We start from the raw sequence: 17261 nt of genomic DNA, 5'->3' as shown, positions 1-17261 counted from the left end.
ATCCCTTGACTTTTCTTGCCATTTACCTTATAGTGGTATCTGTCGAATTTTGATTTTCAGGAAGGAGGAGGATATATGTCCAAAGAGTTGATTCGTCTGGAAAATTGCTCCATGGCGTTTGACGATGAGCTTGTTCTCAAAGACTTAAACCTCTATTTTAATGACAAAGAATTCCTCACATTGCTAGGGCCTAGTGGCTGTGGCAAAACCACCACATTGCGGATCGTAGGCGGGTTTACAACACCCACCTCTGGCAATGTGCTTTTTGACGGTGTGCGGATTAATGACGTACCTCCCTACAAACGGCAAATTAACACGGTGTTCCAAAAATATGCGTTATTCCCCCATTTAAACGTATTTGAAAACATCGCCTTTGCCCTGCGTCTTCAAAAGCGAGAAGATCCCAAAAATCCAAAGCGCAAAATCCCCCTCGCTGAAGAAGAAATCAATCAGCGTGTTGGGGAAATGCTGGATATCATTGGGCTCAAAGGCTTTGAACATCGCAAGCCCGATGCCCTCTCTGGCGGTCAACAACAGCGTGTGGCCATTGCCCGTGCATTGGTAAACCGTCCCAAGGTTTTGCTCTTAGACGAGCCTCTTGGCGCACTGGATTTGAAGCTACGTCGTGATATGCAAATGGAGCTGAAGAAAATTCAGCAACAAGTGGGCATTACGTTCATCTACGTGACCCACGACCAAGAAGAAGCCCTCACCATGTCTGACACCATTGTGGTGATGGATAAGGGTACCATTCAACAAATTGGCACCCCAGAGGACATTTATAACGAACCAAAAAACGCCTTTGTGGCGGACTTTATTGGCGAGTCCAACATCATTGACGGCGTGATGGTCAAAGACTGTATGGTGCGTCTCTATGGGCACAATTTCACCTGCGTTGACGGCGGCTTTGCCCCCAACGAAGCGGTGGATGTGGTCATCCGCCCCGAAGACATCGACATTGTGCCTGTTGACCAAGGTCACATTGAAGGCACCGTCACTGACGTCACCTTCAAGGGGATGCAATACGACATCATTGTGGACTTCCGCGGCTTTAAGTGGCTCATCCAATCCACCGACCACTGTCCTGTGGGTAGTCGTATCGGTGTAAAAATCGACCCCGAAGGCTTCCACATTATGAAAAAGAGCGAATACTCTGGCAAATTTGGTGACTATAGCTCCTACAGCGATGAATACGACGAACTCTCCGATGCAGAGTCCTCCCAAGAGGAGGAGAGCAATGAAGAATAATCGTCTGGCCTATCCTTATGTAGGATGGATTGCCCTGTTTGTCATCTTGCCACTGGTGCTGATTGTGGTCTATGCCTTCACCGCCAGAAGCGGTGGGTTTACCTTGGAGAATTTCTCCAACATGGAAATCTACCTGCCGGTGTTTTTCCGTTCCTTCTGGCTGGCGTTCATCGCCACGGCCATCTGTTTGGCCATTGGCTACCCTGTGGCCTATTTCCTCAGCCGAGAAGGCCATGGCTTTCGCCGCATCGCCACCATTTTGATTATGCTACCCATGTGGATGAACTTTCTCCTGCGCACCTATTCTTGGATGTCCATCCTTGAAAACACTGGCTTAATCAATACTTTTTTGCAAAACATCGGGTTTTTCACCCTATTCAACGGGATTTTTGGCACTTCTTACGCCTATTTCCCCATGATTAACACCCAAGGTGCCATCGTGCTGGGTATGGTGTATAACTTCCTGCCCTTTATGATTCTGCCTATTTACACGGTCATTGAGAAAATCGATTACCGTGTCATTGAAGCCGCCCAAGATTTGGGGGCTGACACCAAAAATGTGTTCAAGCGTGTGATTTTGCCCCTATCCCTACCGGGGATTTTGTCGGGTATCACCATGGTGTTCGTGCCTTCTGTGTCCACATTTGCCATCTCCAAATTGCTGGGTGGCGGCATGGTGACTTTGCTGGGTGACTTGATTGAAATGCAGTTCACTGGTGGCTCTTATAACCCCTATCTGGGCTCTGCTGTCTCCCTTGTGATGATGGTGATTGTGCTCATTTGCATGGCGGTGATGAACCGCTTTGGCGAAGGTGAAGAAGGGGCGGTGGCACTATGAAGCAAAACAACCTGCTTGACCGTTTGTTCTTGGTGCTCATTGGGATTTTCCTCTATGCGCCCATCGCCGTGCTGATTGTCTTTTCTTTCAACGCCACCTCTAGCCGTACGGTTTGGGGCGGATTTTCCCTCACTTGGTACGTGGAATTGTTCCAAAACGATGCCTTGATGGAAGCGGTACAAACCACCATGACCGTCTCGGCTATCTCGGCTGTGATTGCCTGTATCTTCGGCACCGCCGCCGCCATTGGCATCCACTCTATGCGCCGTAAATCTCGCAGTGTGGTCATGGCCGTCAACAACATTCCCTTGACCAATGCCGACATCATCACAGGTGTATCCATGTCCCTACTCTTTGGGCTGGCCATCACCGTATGGAATGGCTCTTTGGGTGACCTGCTGGGCATCAGCTGGTCCATGGGTATGGGCACCTTGGTCATCGCCCACATCACCTTCAACGTGCCTTACGTCATCTTGTCGGTGTTGCCACGGTTGCGTCAACTTGACCCCAACTTGTTTGAAGCGGCACAAGACTTGGGCGCCACCAATCTCCAAGCGTTTTATAAAGTTATTCTGCCCGACTTAATGCCAGGGATTATCAATGGCTTTTTACTGGCATTGACCATGTCCATCGACGACTTTTTAATCTCCTATTTCACCGCTGGCACCCGTGTGTCCACCTTGGCGATGGAAATCTACGCCATGGCACGGCGGAAAATCAGCCCAGAAATCAACGCCATTTCCACGTTATTGTTTGTGTCTGTGCTGTTGTTGTTGGTGATTATCAACATCCGCCAAGCCCGACAAGAAGCCCTGCGGAAACGGCAAAAAGCCAATTTGCAATAAAACAATGTCATGCCTCAAAAACGGGCGACCACAGGTCGCCCCTACGCAACCTATTTGTAGGGGCGACCTGTGGTCGCCCGTCCCCTCGACTAAACGCACTGCGTTTGGATAAATTTAGAATTAGAAGTAGTAACATCCATCCCACGTGTTATGAAAGGAATCAAAAAAGCAATGAAAAAACTCCTATCCCTGACTCTAGCAGCAGCCCTGACTCTGACCACCCTCACCGCTTGCGGTAGCAAAGAAGAAGTCCAAGAAGTGAACGTCCTCAACTGGGGCGAATACATCGACATGGACGTTCTGGACGCTTTTGAAGCCGAAACTGGCATCAAAGTCAACTACAAAACCGTCACCGACAACGAAACCCTGTACAACAACCTGCAAACCCCTGGCTCTGACTATGACGTGATCATCCCCTCTGACTACATGATTTCTCGCTTGATTAGCGAAGACATGATTCAGCCCTTGGATTTTGACGCCATTCCCAACTTTGCAGACATTGACGACAACTTTGTCAACCCCAGCTATGACCCCACCAACGCCTATTCTGTGCCGTATATGTGGGGCACCGTGGGTATCATCTACAACACCACCATGATCGAGGAAGAAATCACCAGCTGGGATGCCCTGTTTGACACCCAATACAAGGGTCAAGTGCTGATGATTAACAACTCTCGTGATGCCATCGGCGTGGCGCTGAAAACTCTGGGTTACTCCTACAACACCGAAAACACCGCTGAAATCACCGAAGCTGTTGACCTGTTGGTGCAACAAAAAGCCGATGGCATTGTCCAAGCGTACGTCATGGATGAAATCTTTGACAAGCTGGAAGGTGGCGAAGCCGCCATCGGCGTGTACTACGCTGGCGACTACTTGACCATGGCGGAAAACAACCCCGACTTGGCTTACGCTGTGCCCGTGGAAGGCTCCAACTACTTTGTGGATGCCATGTGCGTGGTCACCGATGCCCCCAACTATGACAATGCCCAAGCCTTCATCAACTTCATGTGCTCCACCGAAACTGGTGTGGCCAACGCAGAAGAAATCGGCTACTCCTCCCCTCTGATGAGTGTGGTGGCAGCGCTGGACGAAGAAATTTCCTCTGACGAAGTGGCTTATCCCTCTGACGAAGTGTTGTCCACCTGCGAACAATTTATCAACCTGTCTCAAGACATTCTAGATTTCTATGACAGCGAATGGCTACGCCTGAAAATCTGATTGATTTTACAACCGAACCCCATGCACAATCTCACAACATAAAAGGAGCACACTCTCATGGTATTAATTGGTACAAAATGCCGCTTGGAACAAGTGGTCACCGACGCACTCACTGCCGCCAATATTGGCTCTGGCACCCTTCCCGTTTTTGGTACACCTTATATGATTGCCATGATGGAATGCGCCGCATTGACTGGCTTGCAAGAATATTTGGACGACGGTCAAGGCAGTGTGGGCGTACAAGTCAGCGTGTCTCACGTGGCTGCCACGCCTGTAGGCATGAACGTGATTACCGAAGCCGAAATCACCGCTGTGTCTGAAAACGGCAAAATGGTAGACTTTAAAGTCACCGCTTGGGACGAAGCTGGTCTCATCGGCGAAGGCACCCACACCCGTGCCATCATTGGCAATGAGAAATTCTTGTCTCGTTGCAATGGAAAGTTGAACAAGTAAACACCTAATAAAAAGGACACCGCTACCATGATGTAGCGGTGTCCTTTTTGTTAAAAAACCGTTGCACTTTCTCCACTTTTTGGATATACTATAAGAAAGAAAATCCACCTATGGGAGGGATGTTTTATGACAAGACGCTATCGGGTCGAACGACGGATTTCAGCCGCCACACGGGTCATGCTGTGCTTGTGCCTATTTATTGGGCAATTGGTGGGTCTAATATGCTTAGAGCAACTGCTAGAGCACCATGTAACGGCTCTACACTCTGCCTTGTGGATGCTAGGGGTAGGCGTGGCCATCTGGCTCTATGTCCGTGGTGGCGACACCACTTACAAGTTGGCGTGGATGTCCCTTGTGTTGGCAGTGCCAGTGGCTGGAGTGATTTTGTTTTTCTTCTGGGGTGGCTACCACCAAAAAAAGCGGCTAAACTTAAAAACAATTCCCCTCTCTCCACAACGCTACAGCGAAAAAGAACGCACCCTCCTCAACACCCAGCGTTTAACCCAAAGCACAGCGGAATGGTCTCGCCTTGCCACCTATTGGAACAAGCGCGATTGCCCACTTTACGGCAACACCACCGCCCAATACTTCCCTGACGGCTCTGCCTTTTATGCCGACTTGCGAGAACGCATCGAACAAGCTGAAACCTATGTGTTTTTAGAATACTACATCTTAGCCGACGGCAAGGTATGGAGCGCTTTGTTTGATGTGTTGTCTCAAAAAGCCGCCCAAGGCATTGAAATCTACATCATCTTTGATGACTTTGGCAACATTGCCCGTCTCAGTGACAAACGGCTTCAACAAATGCAAGACGCTGGCATGGAAGTGGCTGTGTTTAACCCTGTCCACCAATTTATCAGCCGCTTATACTTCAACTATCGCAATCACCGCAAAATCGCCGTCATCGATGGCTACTACGCCTACACAGGTGGGGTGAACATTGGGGACGAATACGCCAATCTCATCCCTCGCTACGGGCACTGGAAGGACTCTGCTGTCCGTTTAGATGGGGAGGCCGCCTACGGCTTCGCCAGTCAGTTCATCCAGATGTGGCGGATGCTAGGGGGCACTCTGGGCAACGAAGACGACTTCTATCGCCCTCGCATGGAGATGCCCAAAGGAAAAGGCTATTGCCAGCCCTTTTTTGATGGCCCTTTGCAAAAGCCAGACTGCCCCTCTGAGGCCACCTATCTGCGCCTCATCCACTCAGCCAAACGCCTGCTCTACATCACCACCCCCTATTACGCCGTGGAAGACAGCGTGCAACAAGCCCTGTGCATGGCCGCCGATTCTGGGGTAGATGTGCGGCTAATGATCCCTGCCATTCCCGACCATAAAACGCCCTATCTGGTGGCGGAGACCTATTGGGGTGAACTGCTCCAACACGGGGTGAAGATTTACAAATATGTCCCCGGTTTCCTCCATGCCAAAAGCGTGATGGTCGACCGTGAAGTAGCGCTGATTGGCTCCACCAACATGGACTACCGCACCTTCCATCTCCACTATGAATGTGGCGTGATTTGCTATCAAATGGAGGTCATTGAGGACTTATTGGAAGACATGGACAACATCCTCACCCAAAGCGCACCCTACACCCTAGAAGATTGGAACAAGCGGTCTATGTGGCGTCGCTTCACCTGCACATTGATGCGCCTATTTGCCGTGTGGTTATAAAGGCTAGAATTCAAAAACTAAAATTCCATAAAGAACCAGCAATCCTCGTAGTGGCGCCCTCCTGCGCAACAAATGCTGATTGCACACAAAAAGTCGGGGGAATTCGTAAAATTTTACGAATTCCCCCGACTTTTCATTTAAATTTCTGTGGCGGCTACCGAGTCAATCAGTGCCTCTGCCATGGCAGGAATGGCACCTGCATTGGCTTCGTTGACAGAAGAGAGAATGGTCATTTGTTCGTTCAAAATGGTCATTTCCTTCATCTCGTCCAACTCTTTTTGCATCAGCTTCCCAGACACGCAAGCCCAAGAACCGTTTTCCATAATGGCCACGGTGCGCTTTTGCAAATTCAGCGCCTTCATGTCCATCAAGAAGTTGTGCATGGGGGGATAAATCCCCAAATTATAGGTGACGGAGGCCAGCACAATGTGGCTGTATTGGAAGGCATAGGCAATCAATTCCGACACATGGGTGGAGGACACGTCGAAGACCTTCACGTTCAGCAGACCACCTTGAATGAGCTGGCTTGCCAGTTCCACTGCGGCAGCTTCCGTGTTGCCGTACATGGAACCGTAGACAATCAGCACCCCTTTTGTCTCTGGGGTGTAGCTACTCCAACGGTTGTATTTGTCCAAAATATAGCCGAACTCACTGCGCCACACAGGACCGTGGAGGGGACAAATCAGCTTGATGGGCAGACCGCTTGCCTTGCCCAGCAGGAGTTGCACGTGGGGGCCATATTTGCCCACGATGTTGGTGTAATACCGCCGTGCATCGTCAATCCAGTCGCGGTCAAAGTTCACTTCGTCGTTGAACAATGCCCCGTTCAAAGCCCCAAAAGAGCCAAAGGCATCGGCGGCGAACAGGGTGCCGTCAGTCAGGTCGAAGGACACCATGGCTTCAGGCCAGTGAACCATAGGTGCCAGCACAAAAGCGATGGTGTGCTTGCCAAAGGACATGGTGTCCCCTTCAGTGACGGTGATGCCACGTTCACCAATGTCATAGCCGAATTGGTTCATGTAGCCAAAGGCCTTTTCCGTGGAAATGACCTGCACTTCGGGGTGGGCAATCAGCACTTGTTGCAAAGAGGCGGCATGGTCGGGTTCCATGTGGTTCACCACCAGATAATCCAATGAGCGGTCACCCAGCACGTATTCAATATTTTCCAAATATTGGCGGCACACGGCCCAGTCAGCGGTGTCAAAGAGCACGGTTTTTTCGTCCATCAACAGATAGGAGTTGTAGGACACGCCACGGGCGATGGGGTGGATGTTTTCAAAGAGATGGAGACGGCGTTCGTCCACACCTAAGAAGTATAAATCATCGGTAATTTTTCTCACGCTATGCATAACTTTTTTCTCCTTCTCCGTTAAATTTCAATGAATTGAGAGCGTTCTTCGCCACATTCGGGGCAAATCCAGTCTTCTGGTAACTTTTCAAACTTGGTGCCAGGGAGGACGTCGTTTTCTTCGTCACCGATTTCTTTGTCATATTCATAACCGCAACCACTACACACGTACAGAGGGTAGGAGCGTTCCGGTTTTTTGATGGTGGGGCGCTTCATTTTCACCATGGGAGGGGCAGGGGTTTTGGCTGCACCGTTGTCTAGTGCGGCTGTCAGCAGGGGCAGGATTTCGTTCACGTCACCCACAATGCCGTAGTCGCAGTTTTTGAAAATACGGGCATTTTTATTGTTGTTGATGGCCACAATGGTGGTGGCAGTTTTAATGCCCTTCAAGTGTTGGCTGGCACCAGAAATGCCACAGGCGATGTACAAATTGCCATCAAATTTTTGACCAGACATACCCACATAGCGGTTCAAGGGCACGTATTTCAAGGTTTCAGCCACAGGGCGAGAGGAGCCGATGGCGGCACCTGCTTGCTCTGCCAAATCGGCAATCAGCTTCATGTTTTCTGCCTTGCCAATGCCCTTACCAGCACTGACGACACGTTCCGCTTGGACGATGGGGGTTTGAGGGTCGATGCCCACGGTGAAGTCATAGCCATCAGCGTTCAGTGCAGACACCAAAGCATCTACTTTTTCTTGGGCAGAGCCGTCGAAAATTTGCTTTTTCCGTTCCCCAGTTTCTCCAGCTTTTTTGGCTTTACGGGCAGCGGCGGCAGGGGCTTCGCGACCAGCAGGACCAAGAATATGAGCGGCGATGACCACACGCTGAATTTCGTTGGTGCCTTCGTAAATGGTGGTGATTTTGGCATCACGGTAAGCCCGTTCCACGTCCATGCCCTTCAAATAGCCAGTGCCACCGAAGATTTGCACGGCATCGTTGACCACTTCTAAGGCAATGTCAGAGGCGTATTGTTTCGCCATGGCGGATTCCATGCCGTAAGGTTCGTGGGCCTCTTTCAAGTCAGCGGCGCTATAAATCAACAGACGCGCACAGCGTAACTTGGTGGCCATGTCTGCCAGTTTGAAGGCAATGCCCTGTTGTTGGCAGATGGGTTTGCCAAATTGCACACGCTCTTTGGAGTATTCCAGTGCGTTTTCATAGGCACCTTGGGCAATGCCCAGCGCCTGTGCGGCAATGCCAATACGACCGCCATCCAGCGTAGACATGGCGATTTTAAAGCCCATGCCTTCCTTGCCCAACAGGTTTTCCTTAGGCACTTTCACGTCGTTGAAAATCAGCTCGGCGGTGGAAGAAGAGCGGATACCCAGCTTGTCATAGTGGTCGCCAAAGGTGAAGCCTTCCCAGCCTTTTTCCACGATGAAGGCGGAGATACCACGGGTGCCAATGTCGGGGGTGGTGACCGCCATCACCACGTAGGTGTCGGCATAAGGGGCGTTGGTGATGAAGATTTTGCCCCCGTTTAAGATGTAGTGGTCACCTTGGAGCACAGCAGTGGTTTCGGTGCCACCTGCGTCAGAACCAGCGTTGGGTTCGGTCAAGCCAAAGGCACCGATTTTCTCGCCTTTGGCAAGGGGAACTAAGTATTTTTCCTTTTGGGCTTCTGTGCCGAAGGCAAAAATAGGGTAAGAGCCTAGCGACACATGGGCGGATAAAATAACCCCAGTGCCGCCGTCTACGCGCGCCAATTCTTCCACGGCAATGGCATAGCTACGGGCATCCAACCCTGCGCCACCGTATTGTGTGGGATAGGGAATGCCCATGTACCCCATTTCCCCCAACAGATGAATAGCTGCTTCGGGAAATTCATTGTTTTGGTCTAACATGAAGGCAATGGGTTTGACTTCAGTTTCGGCAAACTCTCGAATGGTGCGTCGCAACGCGGTGTGTTGTTCGGTGTCTTTGAACATCATATGTACCTCCATAAAATAGTATAAAATTCACGGGTTATCTCTTTATGACAGTATCATATCCCAAAACCCACCACTTGTCTGTTGCATTTGCACCAATATGGCAATTTTATACAAATTTTATCTAAAAATACAAATCACTTTGTATCATTGCACAAAGTATATACATTTTATTTGTAATTTTCGTATAAGTAATGTTTTATCTGCTGCTAAAATGCACCTATGTGCGCCGCACCATCTGCATAGATACTCAAAAAGTAAACTGCGATGCCTGTGGGTGATTAAATGGTAGCCAAAAATCAGCCCAGAGATACTGGATACTCTTTCTAGAAAAGGCGGTAATCGCTCCCAAAGTCACGCCGTAGTCTTAACATGGCCATCCAATCTAGAGACAGCTAATCTCTTCAAATCGACGTAATTATGACAAATTTTACACATGGTATCGTTGTATATTCTTCATTTTTCGTGGCAATCTATGTTTGCGATACCCAACAAGGCAACATCGCAAAACTAAATTTGAAGGAGAACAAAATCATGAAAAAGAACAACTCTATCAACATTCCCGAAGCCCGCGAAGCCATGGACAAATTCAAAATGGAAGCTGCCTCCGAAGTGGGCGTAGACCTGAAACAAGGCTACAACGGTCACCTAACCTCCCGCGAAGCCGGCTCCGTAGGCGGCCAAATGGTGAAGAAGATGATTGAATCTTACGAAAAGAATATGTAATTCTTTTCCGCCATCGCAACGCAAAAGGGATTGCCATGACAGATGTGTCAGGCAATCCCTTTTGCGTTCAGTGCAAACAACAGCACCTTATGATTCACTTTCTGGTAAATCCCAATCGAACCCATCTAAATAGGGGGCTTGTTTGCGATACTGATAATCGGCCACATCGCGGTTGCTCCAATCGTGCATCCCAACACCGTCAGCAATGCCAGTTTTTCCAGCAGCAATGCCGTCAGTCACCAGCTGATTCATGTGCAAATCACTACACACATGGGGATAAATACTAGGGCCAATGACATTGTGGAGTGAGAATCCCACATCGTCGAAATACTCAAACAAACCAATAGAGCCATACCGTTTGCTCAAGGCAAAACGAATGGTTTTGTCTACATCTTCTGCCGAGGCAATGCCCTGTTCCACCATGTATAACCCTTCTCGAAACAGCAGATGTTGGAAGCGGTTATAAATAAAGCCTGGGGCCGCCTTTTCCATCAGCACCACTTGACGTTTAAGGACTGTTTCCAGTAAATCTTTGGCTTTTTCCTTTGCATTGACACTGGTTTCACTGCCTAAAACCAGTTCAATAATAGGTTGTAGGTCTGCTGGTTGAATGGGATGTGCCACCACGAAGCGTTCTTTAAGCGTCATCTGTTCTGAGATCACATCTGGCAATAGTGCCGATGTAGCAGAGGCAATGATGGTATCTTTCCCCACACATTGTTCTACTTTTCCATAGATTTCTTGTTTTAATGGTATATTTTCCCAGACAGCTTCCAGCACAAATTCACTACCAACCAAGTCTGCATAATCTTCACTCAGCGTCAATTTTCCCATGGCGGCCGCCTTTTGACTGGCCGTCACTTTATCCTGCGCCACCAGAAAATCAAACCGCTCTGAAACCACCTGTTGGCACTTATCCAAGCTCTCTTGTGACCGTCCTACCACCACAGTGTCCACCCCATTGCCCACCATCAGTGTCGCCATGCTAGAGGCAATGACCCCAGTGCCACAAATCCCCATTTTCATATATATGCCCTCACTTTTATTCGATATAATATCAGTATACACAGCTTTCAACAAAAAAACAAGCCCGACACATTTGTGTCGGGCTTGTCAGTTCGCTATTGGGGGAAATCTTATTTGATTTCGACCTTGCCGCCAACTTCTTCCACTTTAGCCTTCATAGCTTCAGCGTCGTCCTTGGAGATAGCTTCCTTCAGGACAGAAGGAGTGCCTTCGACGGTAGCCTTAGCTTCAGCCAGGCCTTGGCCGGTGATTTCGCGGACAATCTTGATGACCTTGATCTTGCTAGATGCGTCAAAGCCGGTCAGAACCACGTCAAATTCGGTCTTTTCTTCCACAGCAGCAGCAGGGCCAGCAGCGGGAGCAGCCATAGCAGCAGCGGACACACCGAATTCTTCTTCCAGAGCGTGAACCAGTTCGGACAGTTCCAGAACGGTCAGAGTCTTGATTTCTTCAATCATTGCAGTAATCTTTTCAGACATTGTAATAGCCTCCTAAATAGTAAATAAATGTTTGTTTGTTGTTTGCTTATTCAGCTGCAGGTGCAGCTTCTTCAGCGGGAGCGGCTTCAGCTTCCACAGCGTCGTCGGCAGGAGCGCCGTTCTTTTCTGCGATTTGCTTCAGCACAACTGCCAGACCAGTGATGGGAGCCAACATGGTACCCAGAACTTGAGCTTGCAGCACGGGCAGTGCAGGGATGGAAGCCAGAGCGTTGACAGTTTCCAGAGAAACCATCTTGCCGTCCATGAAACCTCCCTTGATTTCGAACTTGTCGTTCAGCTTCTTGGCATACTCTGCCATGACACGTGCAGGAGCAACTGCATCGTCACTGATGGCCAGAGAAGTGGTGCCGTTAAGCAGGTCGTCTAAGCCTTCAATACCGGAGTTGTTCAAAGCGAAACGAAGCAGTGTATTCTTGACAACAGAATAGTCGATGTCGTTGGAGCGGCACTCTCTACGCAGAGCAGTGTCTTCCTCAACAGTGATACCCTTGTAGTCAACAATCACGCCAGCGCTACACTTTTGAATCTTTTCGGTCAGCTCAGCCACGACAGCTTGCTTTTGGGATAAGACCTTTGCATTTGGCATTCTTGTTTTCACCTCCATAGGATTTGTAGGTGCGTTCATAAAAAAAACTGCCTTTATGTTTCCACACAAAGACAGAGTAGCAATCTTTCGATTAGCAAACCTCGGCAGGATTTACGGAGTTTCCTCCACCTACTGTCTTTGGAACGCAACTGTTATTATATCAGCTTCTTGGGGAAATGTCAATACATTTCCCCAAGAAAAGATAACAAAATTTCTCAGAACTCTTCAAAACAACTTCTAAAGAACTTCTAAACAGCTTCTCTAAAAATCAGAGCGTATGCTATCATTTTTAGAGGTGCCCATGAACATTACACCAACTTAGCGGTGTTCATCTTCACGCCAGGGCCCATGGTGGACACAGCCACGCAGCTACGGATGTATTGACCCTTAGCAGCGGCAGGCTTAGCCTTCACGATAGCACCCATCAGGGTGTTGTAGTTTTCAGACAGCTTTTCAGCACCAAAGCTCACCTTGCCGATGGGGCAGTGGATGATGTTGGTTTTGTCCAGACGGTATTCAATCTTACCAGCCTTGACTTCGGTGACAGCCTTAGCAACGTCGGGGGTGACAGTGCCAGCCTTGGGAGAGGGCATCAAGCCCTTGGGGCCCAGAACCTTACCCAAACGACCAACAACGCCCATCATGTCAGGGCTTGCCACGACCACGTCGAAGTCGAACCAGTTTTCCTTTTGAATCTTTTCGCAAAGATCCATATCGCCAACATAGTCAGCGCCAGCTTCACGTGCAGCTTCAGCCTTATCGCCCTTAGCAAACACCAAAACGCGAACGGTTTTGCCGGTGCCGTGGGGCAGAACAACTGCGCCACGCACTTGTTGGTCAGCATGACGAGAGTCAACGCCCAATTTCACGTGCAGTTCCACAGTTTCGTCGAACTTTGCGCTTGCAGCTTCGCAAACCAGTGCCAAACCTTCATTGGTATCATATAAAGTGTTTTTTTCCACTTTCTTGGCACTTTCCTTATATTTCTTGCCTCTAAACAATGTTAATTCCTCCTCATAGTGGTTATCGGAATAATCCTCCCACTGTATGGAGCGGATTTATGCCCGCTCATTTCATTATTAAATGTGATTCGCCAGTTAAATGCGAATTATTCGCCAATCAGAACGCCCATGCTGCGGCAAGTGCCTTCGATCATGGACATAGCAGATTCCAAGTTGGCGGCATTGAGGTCGGGCATCTTCAGCTCAGCGATTTTTTGCACGCTAGCCTTAGAGATGGTGGCCACCTTGGTCTTGTTGGGCACACCAGAGCCAGACTCGATGTTGCATTCCTTCTTAATCAGGACTGCAGCAGGGGGAGTCTTGGTGATGAAGCTAAAGGAACGGTCAGCGTACACAGTGATGACCACGGGGATAATCAGACCCATGTCGTTTTTGGTACGTTCGTTGAATTCCTTAGTGAAGCCCGCAATGTTCACGCCGTGTTGACCCAGAGCAGGGCCGACGGGGGGAGCGGGAGTTGCCTTACCTGCAGGAATTTGCAGTTTTACATATCCAGTAATTTTTTGTGCCACGGAGTAGCACCTCCTAAATCATATTGTGGTGACGGTGTTTGAAAACCGTCTTTGGCGGGATTAGTATCCCTCCCACTTATACCGAATTGCTTCGGATTTGGGTTAGTCTTTTTTGGGACCCACTTGTCCCAGTTCTAGTTCCACGGGGGTTTCTCGGCCAAAGATAGATACCACCACAACCACGCGATTGTGCTCGGAATCCACTTCTTCCACCACGCCATCGTAAGAGGCGAATGGGCCAGAGAGGATGGTGACTTGGTCTCCCATTGCATAGGTGAGGGAAATTTCCTTCTTTGCTGGCTTTTCGTTTTGGTCTTCCAAAACAGCCGTGGGGTCCAATTCTGCCAAATCCCGCTTACGCAGAGTTTCTTCGTCCATACCCATGGCGTAGACCTCATCCTCAGTTAGAGGGATGGGCTTGTTGGCAGTGCCTACAAAACCAGTAACGCCACGTACATTACGAACCAAATGCCATGTTTCATCGGTCAGCACCATTTGAATCAGCACATAACCGGGGAAAATCTTCCGTTCCACATCTTTGACAACGCCAGATTCAGTGACTTCGGTAACATTTTCCATGGGGATTTCGATACGCAAGACCATATCTTCCATCTTGCGACCGTTTACGAACTTTAAGATGCTGCTTTTAACAGCATTTTCATAGCTAGAGTAGGTATGCAGTACATACCACTTGGCGCCTTCTGCCATAACCCTCTCCCCTTATCAGCCGAAAATGCTCAGAATCATAGACACTGCGGAAATTGCGACATAGTCGAAAATCCAGATGCAAGCGCCGATAATCACGGAGCACAGTAGCACGGTTCCAGTGTTTTTAACCACTGTTTCACGGGTGGGCCAGACAACCTTTTTCAGTTCGCTTTTCAGTTCACGCAGCCAAAGGCCACGGTCTTTTTTTGCTGTTTTTTCTGCCATAATGGTTACACGCCCTTTCTTAATTCGTTCAATCCAACTTACTTTGTTTCAGTGTGGAGCGTATGCTTCTTGCAGAATGGGCAATGCTTGTTCATTTCCAGCTTGTCTGGAGAGTTCTTTTTGTTCTTCATGGTGTTATAATTTCTTTGCTTGCACTCATTGCATCTCATGGTGACTTTCACGCGCATTTAACGGCACCTCCTTATATATTGACGCCCTATTTCAGACGCCTGCCTCCCTGTCTTAATTTAAGAGTCGATCGAATATGTGCATATAAAAATGCGCACAAAAAGAAAGCCCTTTTTCACAGGTAAATACAGTTTATCATGTCTTTCAATGATTGTCAACATTTTTTTGGAAAAAATTATCTTGTGAAAACAATAATTCTATTATATAATGTATCACATCATTACAACACAAAAGGAGCATATACTATGCGCATTATGGCCATTGACTATGGCGATGCCCACACTGGCATTGCCATTTCTGATCCCAGTGGATTTTTAGCAGGCTATTCCACCACCATTCACACCCGAAAACCACAAGTTGTGGTGGAGGAAATTGCAAACTTGGCGCAAGAGCGACAAGTTACCCAATTGGTGTTGGGCCACCCCATCAATATGGACGGCACACGGGGCCCACGGTCTGAAAAAGCCCACGCTTTTGCCGCTGAATTAGAAGCCGCCACTTCTCTACCTGTGAAACTATGGGATGAACGCCGCACCACCATCGACGCCCATCAAATTCTCCAAGGCAACGGCAAAAACGCCAAAAAACGGAAGCAAACCGTAGATGCTGTGGCAGCTGCCTTGATTTTGGAAGGGTATCTCACCTTTTTGAAGCATCAAAACGGGTGATATAAACAGGCTGAAGGGGGTGCATAAAAACGTACGGACTTTCATCAAAACGTTGCACCCTTGTAGGGGAGGCTATTAGCCTCCCGTGCAGTGCCAGCTTAAAATTTATACGATTTAGGGCGAATTGGTAAAAATGTTACCAATTCGCCCTAAATTTCAGCGTTTATCAATACCTGCTGCACGGGCGGATGATATCCGCCCCTACAAGAGGGCTTGTGTCTACACAGCAGCCTGTGCCGACTTTGTACAGCGCCTTATCACAAAAAAAGAGCAGATGCGAAAGCATCTGCTCTTTTTATACGCGTTAAACAGCTTGTTTAGCGTGGATTATTCCACACCGATAACAACGCCGGAACCCACGGTACGACCACCTTCACGGATGGAGAAACGCAGGCCGTTTTCGATAGCGATGGGGGTGATCAATTCCACGTTCATGTCGACGTTATCGCCAGGCATGCACATTTCGGTACCTTCGGGAAGGGTGATAACACCGGTCACGTCAGTGGTACGGAAATAGAATTGAGGACGGTAGTTGTTGAAGAAAGGAGTGTGGCGGCCGCCTTCGTCCTTGCTCAAAACGTACACTTGACCAACAAACTTGGTCAGAGGCTTAATGGAGCCGGGCTTAGCCAAAACTTGACCACGTTCGATGCCAGCACGGTCAACGCCACGCAGCAGAGCACCGATGTTGTCGCCAGCTTCTGCGTAATCCAGCAGTTTGTGGAACATTTCGATACCAGTACAAACGGTCTTCTTCTTTTCTTCGCCCATGCCGACGATTTCGATTTCTTCGGACAGCTTCAGTTGACCACGTTCCACACGGCCAGTTGCCACGGTGCCACGACCAGAGATGGTGAACACGTCTTCAACAGGCATCAGGAAGGGCAGGTCGGCCATACGGTCGGGGGTGGGGATATAGCTATCGACGTTGTCCATCAATTCCTTGATGCAAGCAAAGTCAGCAGCGTTGGGGTCAGAATCTTCGCAAACCAGAGCGTTCAGAGCAGAACCCTTGATGACGGGCAGGTCATCGCCGGGGAATTCGTACTTGTCCAGAGTTTCGCGAACTTCCATTTCAACCAGTTCCAACAGTTCTTCGTCGTCAACTTGGTCGCACTTGTTCAGGAAAACCACCATTGCGGGCACGCCAACTTGGCGAGCCAACAGGATGTGTTCCTTGGTTTGAGCCATGGGGCCGTCAGTTGCAGCGATAACCAGGATAGCGCCGTCCATTTGAGCAGCACCGGTGATCATGTTCTTAATATAGTCAGCATGGCCTGGGCAGTCAACGTGAGCGTAGTGACGTGCTTCGGTTTCGTATTCCACGTGAGCGGTGTTGATGGTAATACCGCGTTCTTTTTCTTCGGGAGCCTTATCGATAGAATCGTAAGCTTCGAAGGAAGCCTTGCCTTGCAGGGACAACCACTTGGTGATTGCAGCGGTCAGGGTGGTTTTACCATGGTCAACGTGACCGATGGTACCAATGTTTACGTGGGGTTTGTTTCTTTCAAACTTTTGCTTAGCCATTTGAAAATCCTCCTAACAA

General features: G+C 49.0%; 19 protein-coding genes and 1 other annotated feature. Of the genes, 8 read left to right on the top strand and 11 right to left on the bottom strand.

Translation table 11 applies throughout. The features are described from left to right. The first annotated feature begins 75 nt into the window (after window positions 1-75). From RFF05_RS16860 to cls, 6 genes are all read left to right on the top strand, one after another. Window positions 76-1248 carry an ABC transporter ATP-binding protein gene (locus RFF05_RS16860; RefSeq protein WP_409968169.1) on the top strand — a complete coding sequence of 391 codons (1173 nt, stop codon included), beginning with the start codon at window positions 76-78 and terminating at the stop codon, window positions 1246-1248. Further along, window positions 1238-2086, top strand: coding sequence for an ABC transporter permease (locus tag RFF05_RS16855; RefSeq protein ID WP_409968168.1), 849 nt, complete (start codon window positions 1238-1240; stop codon window positions 2084-2086). Before RFF05_RS16860 ends, RFF05_RS16855 begins: the two co-directional genes overlap by 11 nt. After that, a complete protein-coding gene (locus tag RFF05_RS16850; RefSeq protein ID WP_409968167.1) occupies window positions 2083-2931 on the top strand; it encodes an ABC transporter permease in 849 nt (282 codons plus the stop codon). Before RFF05_RS16855 ends, RFF05_RS16850 begins: the two co-directional genes overlap by 4 nt. A gap of 150 nt (window positions 2932-3081) precedes the next feature. Then, window positions 3082-4149, top strand: coding sequence for a PotD/PotF family extracellular solute-binding protein (locus tag RFF05_RS16845; protein ID WP_409968166.1), 1068 nt, complete (start codon window positions 3082-3084; stop codon window positions 4147-4149). Window positions 4150-4206: 57 nt separating this feature from the next. Next, window positions 4207-4602, top strand: coding sequence for a thioesterase family protein (locus RFF05_RS16840; RefSeq protein ID WP_409968165.1), 396 nt, complete (start codon window positions 4207-4209; stop codon window positions 4600-4602). Between the two features lie 126 nt (window positions 4603-4728). Continuing rightward, a complete protein-coding gene (gene cls / locus RFF05_RS16835; RefSeq protein ID WP_409968164.1) occupies window positions 4729-6276 on the top strand; it encodes a cardiolipin synthase in 1548 nt (515 codons plus the stop codon). A gap of 137 nt (window positions 6277-6413) precedes the next feature. On the opposite strand, the gene RFF05_RS16830 is transcribed toward cls, so the two are convergent. Together RFF05_RS16830 and RFF05_RS16825 are read right to left on the bottom strand one after the other, a co-directional pair. Further along, window positions 6414-7625, bottom strand: a complete 1212-nt coding sequence (locus tag RFF05_RS16830) for an FprA family A-type flavoprotein (protein ID WP_409968163.1) — start codon at window positions 7623-7625, stop codon at window positions 6414-6416. A 20-nt stretch (window positions 7626-7645) separates the two neighbouring features. Beyond that, window positions 7646-9556, bottom strand: coding sequence for an acyl-CoA dehydrogenase family protein (locus RFF05_RS16825; RefSeq protein WP_409968162.1), 1911 nt, complete (start codon window positions 9554-9556; stop codon window positions 7646-7648). A 531-nt stretch (window positions 9557-10087) separates the two neighbouring features. Here RFF05_RS16825 and RFF05_RS16820 point away from each other — a divergent pair. After that, window positions 10088-10279, top strand: coding sequence for an alpha/beta-type small acid-soluble spore protein (locus RFF05_RS16820; RefSeq protein WP_409968161.1), 192 nt, complete (start codon window positions 10088-10090; stop codon window positions 10277-10279). A gap of 87 nt (window positions 10280-10366) precedes the next feature. On the opposite strand, the gene RFF05_RS16815 is transcribed toward RFF05_RS16820, so the two are convergent. The 8 genes from RFF05_RS16815 to rpmG all read right to left on the bottom strand — a co-directional run bounded on the left by RFF05_RS16815 (window position 10367) and on the right by rpmG (window position 15046). Next, window positions 10367-11305: a 3-hydroxyacyl-CoA dehydrogenase family protein gene (locus tag RFF05_RS16815; RefSeq protein ID WP_409968160.1), complete on the bottom strand. Its 939-nt coding sequence runs from the start codon at window positions 11303-11305 to the stop codon at window positions 10367-10369. A 110-nt stretch (window positions 11306-11415) separates the two neighbouring features. Continuing rightward, complete coding sequence (rplL, locus tag RFF05_RS16810) at window positions 11416-11784, bottom strand: 50S ribosomal protein L7/L12 (protein ID WP_409968159.1); 369 nt, start codon at window positions 11782-11784, stop codon at window positions 11416-11418. 46 nt (window positions 11785-11830) lie between these two features. Next, the gene (gene rplJ / locus RFF05_RS16805; protein ID WP_409968158.1) at window positions 11831-12391 is read right to left on the bottom strand and encodes a 50S ribosomal protein L10; all 561 of its coding nucleotides are present in this window, start codon (window positions 12389-12391) and stop codon (window positions 11831-11833) included. Window positions 12392-12423: 32 nt separating this feature from the next. After that, window positions 12424-12551 (bottom strand) — a sequence feature (ribosomal protein L10 leader region). Between the two features lie 148 nt (window positions 12552-12699). After that, on the bottom strand, window positions 12700-13392 hold the full coding sequence (gene rplA, locus RFF05_RS16800; protein ID WP_409968157.1) for a 50S ribosomal protein L1: 693 nt from the start codon (window positions 13390-13392) through the stop codon (window positions 12700-12702). Between the two features lie 107 nt (window positions 13393-13499). Then, window positions 13500-13925, bottom strand: coding sequence for a 50S ribosomal protein L11 (gene rplK / locus RFF05_RS16795; protein WP_409968156.1), 426 nt, complete (start codon window positions 13923-13925; stop codon window positions 13500-13502). Between the two features lie 102 nt (window positions 13926-14027). Continuing rightward, entirely contained in the window at window positions 14028-14633 is a 606-nt protein-coding gene (gene nusG, locus RFF05_RS16790) for a transcription termination/antitermination protein NusG (protein WP_409968155.1), read from the bottom strand. A 15-nt stretch (window positions 14634-14648) separates the two neighbouring features. Continuing rightward, the gene (secE, locus tag RFF05_RS16785; protein ID WP_409968154.1) at window positions 14649-14858 is read right to left on the bottom strand and encodes a preprotein translocase subunit SecE; all 210 of its coding nucleotides are present in this window, start codon (window positions 14856-14858) and stop codon (window positions 14649-14651) included. 38 nt (window positions 14859-14896) lie between these two features. Further along, window positions 14897-15046, bottom strand: a complete 150-nt coding sequence (gene rpmG / locus RFF05_RS16780; RefSeq protein ID WP_409968153.1) for a 50S ribosomal protein L33 — start codon at window positions 15044-15046, stop codon at window positions 14897-14899. A 246-nt stretch (window positions 15047-15292) separates the two neighbouring features. On the opposite strand from rpmG, the gene ruvX reads away from it, so the two are divergent. Beyond that, on the top strand, window positions 15293-15715 hold the full coding sequence (ruvX, locus tag RFF05_RS16775; RefSeq protein WP_409968152.1) for a Holliday junction resolvase RuvX: 423 nt from the start codon (window positions 15293-15295) through the stop codon (window positions 15713-15715). 327 nt (window positions 15716-16042) lie between these two features. Here the strand turns inward: ruvX and tuf are convergent, their stop codons facing one another. Then, complete coding sequence (gene tuf, locus RFF05_RS16770) at window positions 16043-17242, bottom strand: elongation factor Tu (protein WP_409968151.1); 1200 nt, start codon at window positions 17240-17242, stop codon at window positions 16043-16045. Window positions 17243-17261: the final 19 nt, after the last annotated feature.

This window comes from Bengtsoniella intestinalis (assembly GCF_039719005.1).
In the GTDB taxonomy this organism is placed as follows: domain Bacteria; phylum Bacillota; class Clostridia; order Oscillospirales; family Oscillospiraceae; genus Oscillibacter; species Oscillibacter intestinalis.
The sequence above is the reverse complement of the archived record's forward strand: the minus strand, read 5'-3'. Positions and strand labels throughout refer to the sequence as shown.

What these genes read in the sequence shown, in the direction of transcription:
- RFF05_RS16840 (WP_409968165.1), top strand. Translation starts at nt 4,207, where the DNA reads ATGGTATTAATTGGTACAAAATGCCGCTTGGAACAAGTGGTCACCGAC.
- RFF05_RS16860 (WP_409968169.1), top strand. Translation starts at nt 76, where the DNA reads ATGTCCAAAGAGTTGATTCGTCTGGAAAATTGCTCCATGGCGTTTGAC.
- RFF05_RS16815 (WP_409968160.1), bottom strand. Translation starts at nt 11,305, where the DNA reads ATGAAAATGGGGATTTGTGGCACTGGGGTCATTGCCTCTAGCATGGCG.
- RFF05_RS16830 (WP_409968163.1), bottom strand. Translation starts at nt 7,625, where the DNA reads ATGCATAGCGTGAGAAAAATTACCGATGATTTATACTTCTTAGGTGTG.
- RFF05_RS16855 (WP_409968168.1), top strand. Translation starts at nt 1,238, where the DNA reads ATGAAGAATAATCGTCTGGCCTATCCTTATGTAGGATGGATTGCCCTG.
- RFF05_RS16825 (WP_409968162.1), bottom strand. Translation starts at nt 9,556, where the DNA reads ATGATGTTCAAAGACACCGAACAACACACCGCGTTGCGACGCACCATT.
- rpmG (WP_409968153.1), bottom strand. Translation starts at nt 15,046, where the DNA reads ATGCGCGTGAAAGTCACCATGAGATGCAATGAGTGCAAGCAAAGAAAT.
- cls (WP_409968164.1), top strand. Translation starts at nt 4,729, where the DNA reads ATGACAAGACGCTATCGGGTCGAACGACGGATTTCAGCCGCCACACGG.
- RFF05_RS16845 (WP_409968166.1), top strand. Translation starts at nt 3,082, where the DNA reads ATGAAAGGAATCAAAAAAGCAATGAAAAAACTCCTATCCCTGACTCTA.
- RFF05_RS16850 (WP_409968167.1), top strand. Translation starts at nt 2,083, where the DNA reads ATGAAGCAAAACAACCTGCTTGACCGTTTGTTCTTGGTGCTCATTGGG.
- rplL (WP_409968159.1), bottom strand. Translation starts at nt 11,784, where the DNA reads ATGTCTGAAAAGATTACTGCAATGATTGAAGAAATCAAGACTCTGACC.
- ruvX (WP_409968152.1), top strand. Translation starts at nt 15,293, where the DNA reads ATGCGCATTATGGCCATTGACTATGGCGATGCCCACACTGGCATTGCC.
- nusG (WP_409968155.1), bottom strand. Translation starts at nt 14,633, where the DNA reads ATGGCAGAAGGCGCCAAGTGGTATGTACTGCATACCTACTCTAGCTAT.
- tuf (WP_409968151.1), bottom strand. Translation starts at nt 17,242, where the DNA reads ATGGCTAAGCAAAAGTTTGAAAGAAACAAACCCCACGTAAACATTGGT.
- secE (WP_409968154.1), bottom strand. Translation starts at nt 14,858, where the DNA reads ATGGCAGAAAAAACAGCAAAAAAAGACCGTGGCCTTTGGCTGCGTGAA.
- rplJ (WP_409968158.1), bottom strand. Translation starts at nt 12,391, where the DNA reads ATGCCAAATGCAAAGGTCTTATCCCAAAAGCAAGCTGTCGTGGCTGAG.
- RFF05_RS16820 (WP_409968161.1), top strand. Translation starts at nt 10,088, where the DNA reads ATGAAAAAGAACAACTCTATCAACATTCCCGAAGCCCGCGAAGCCATG.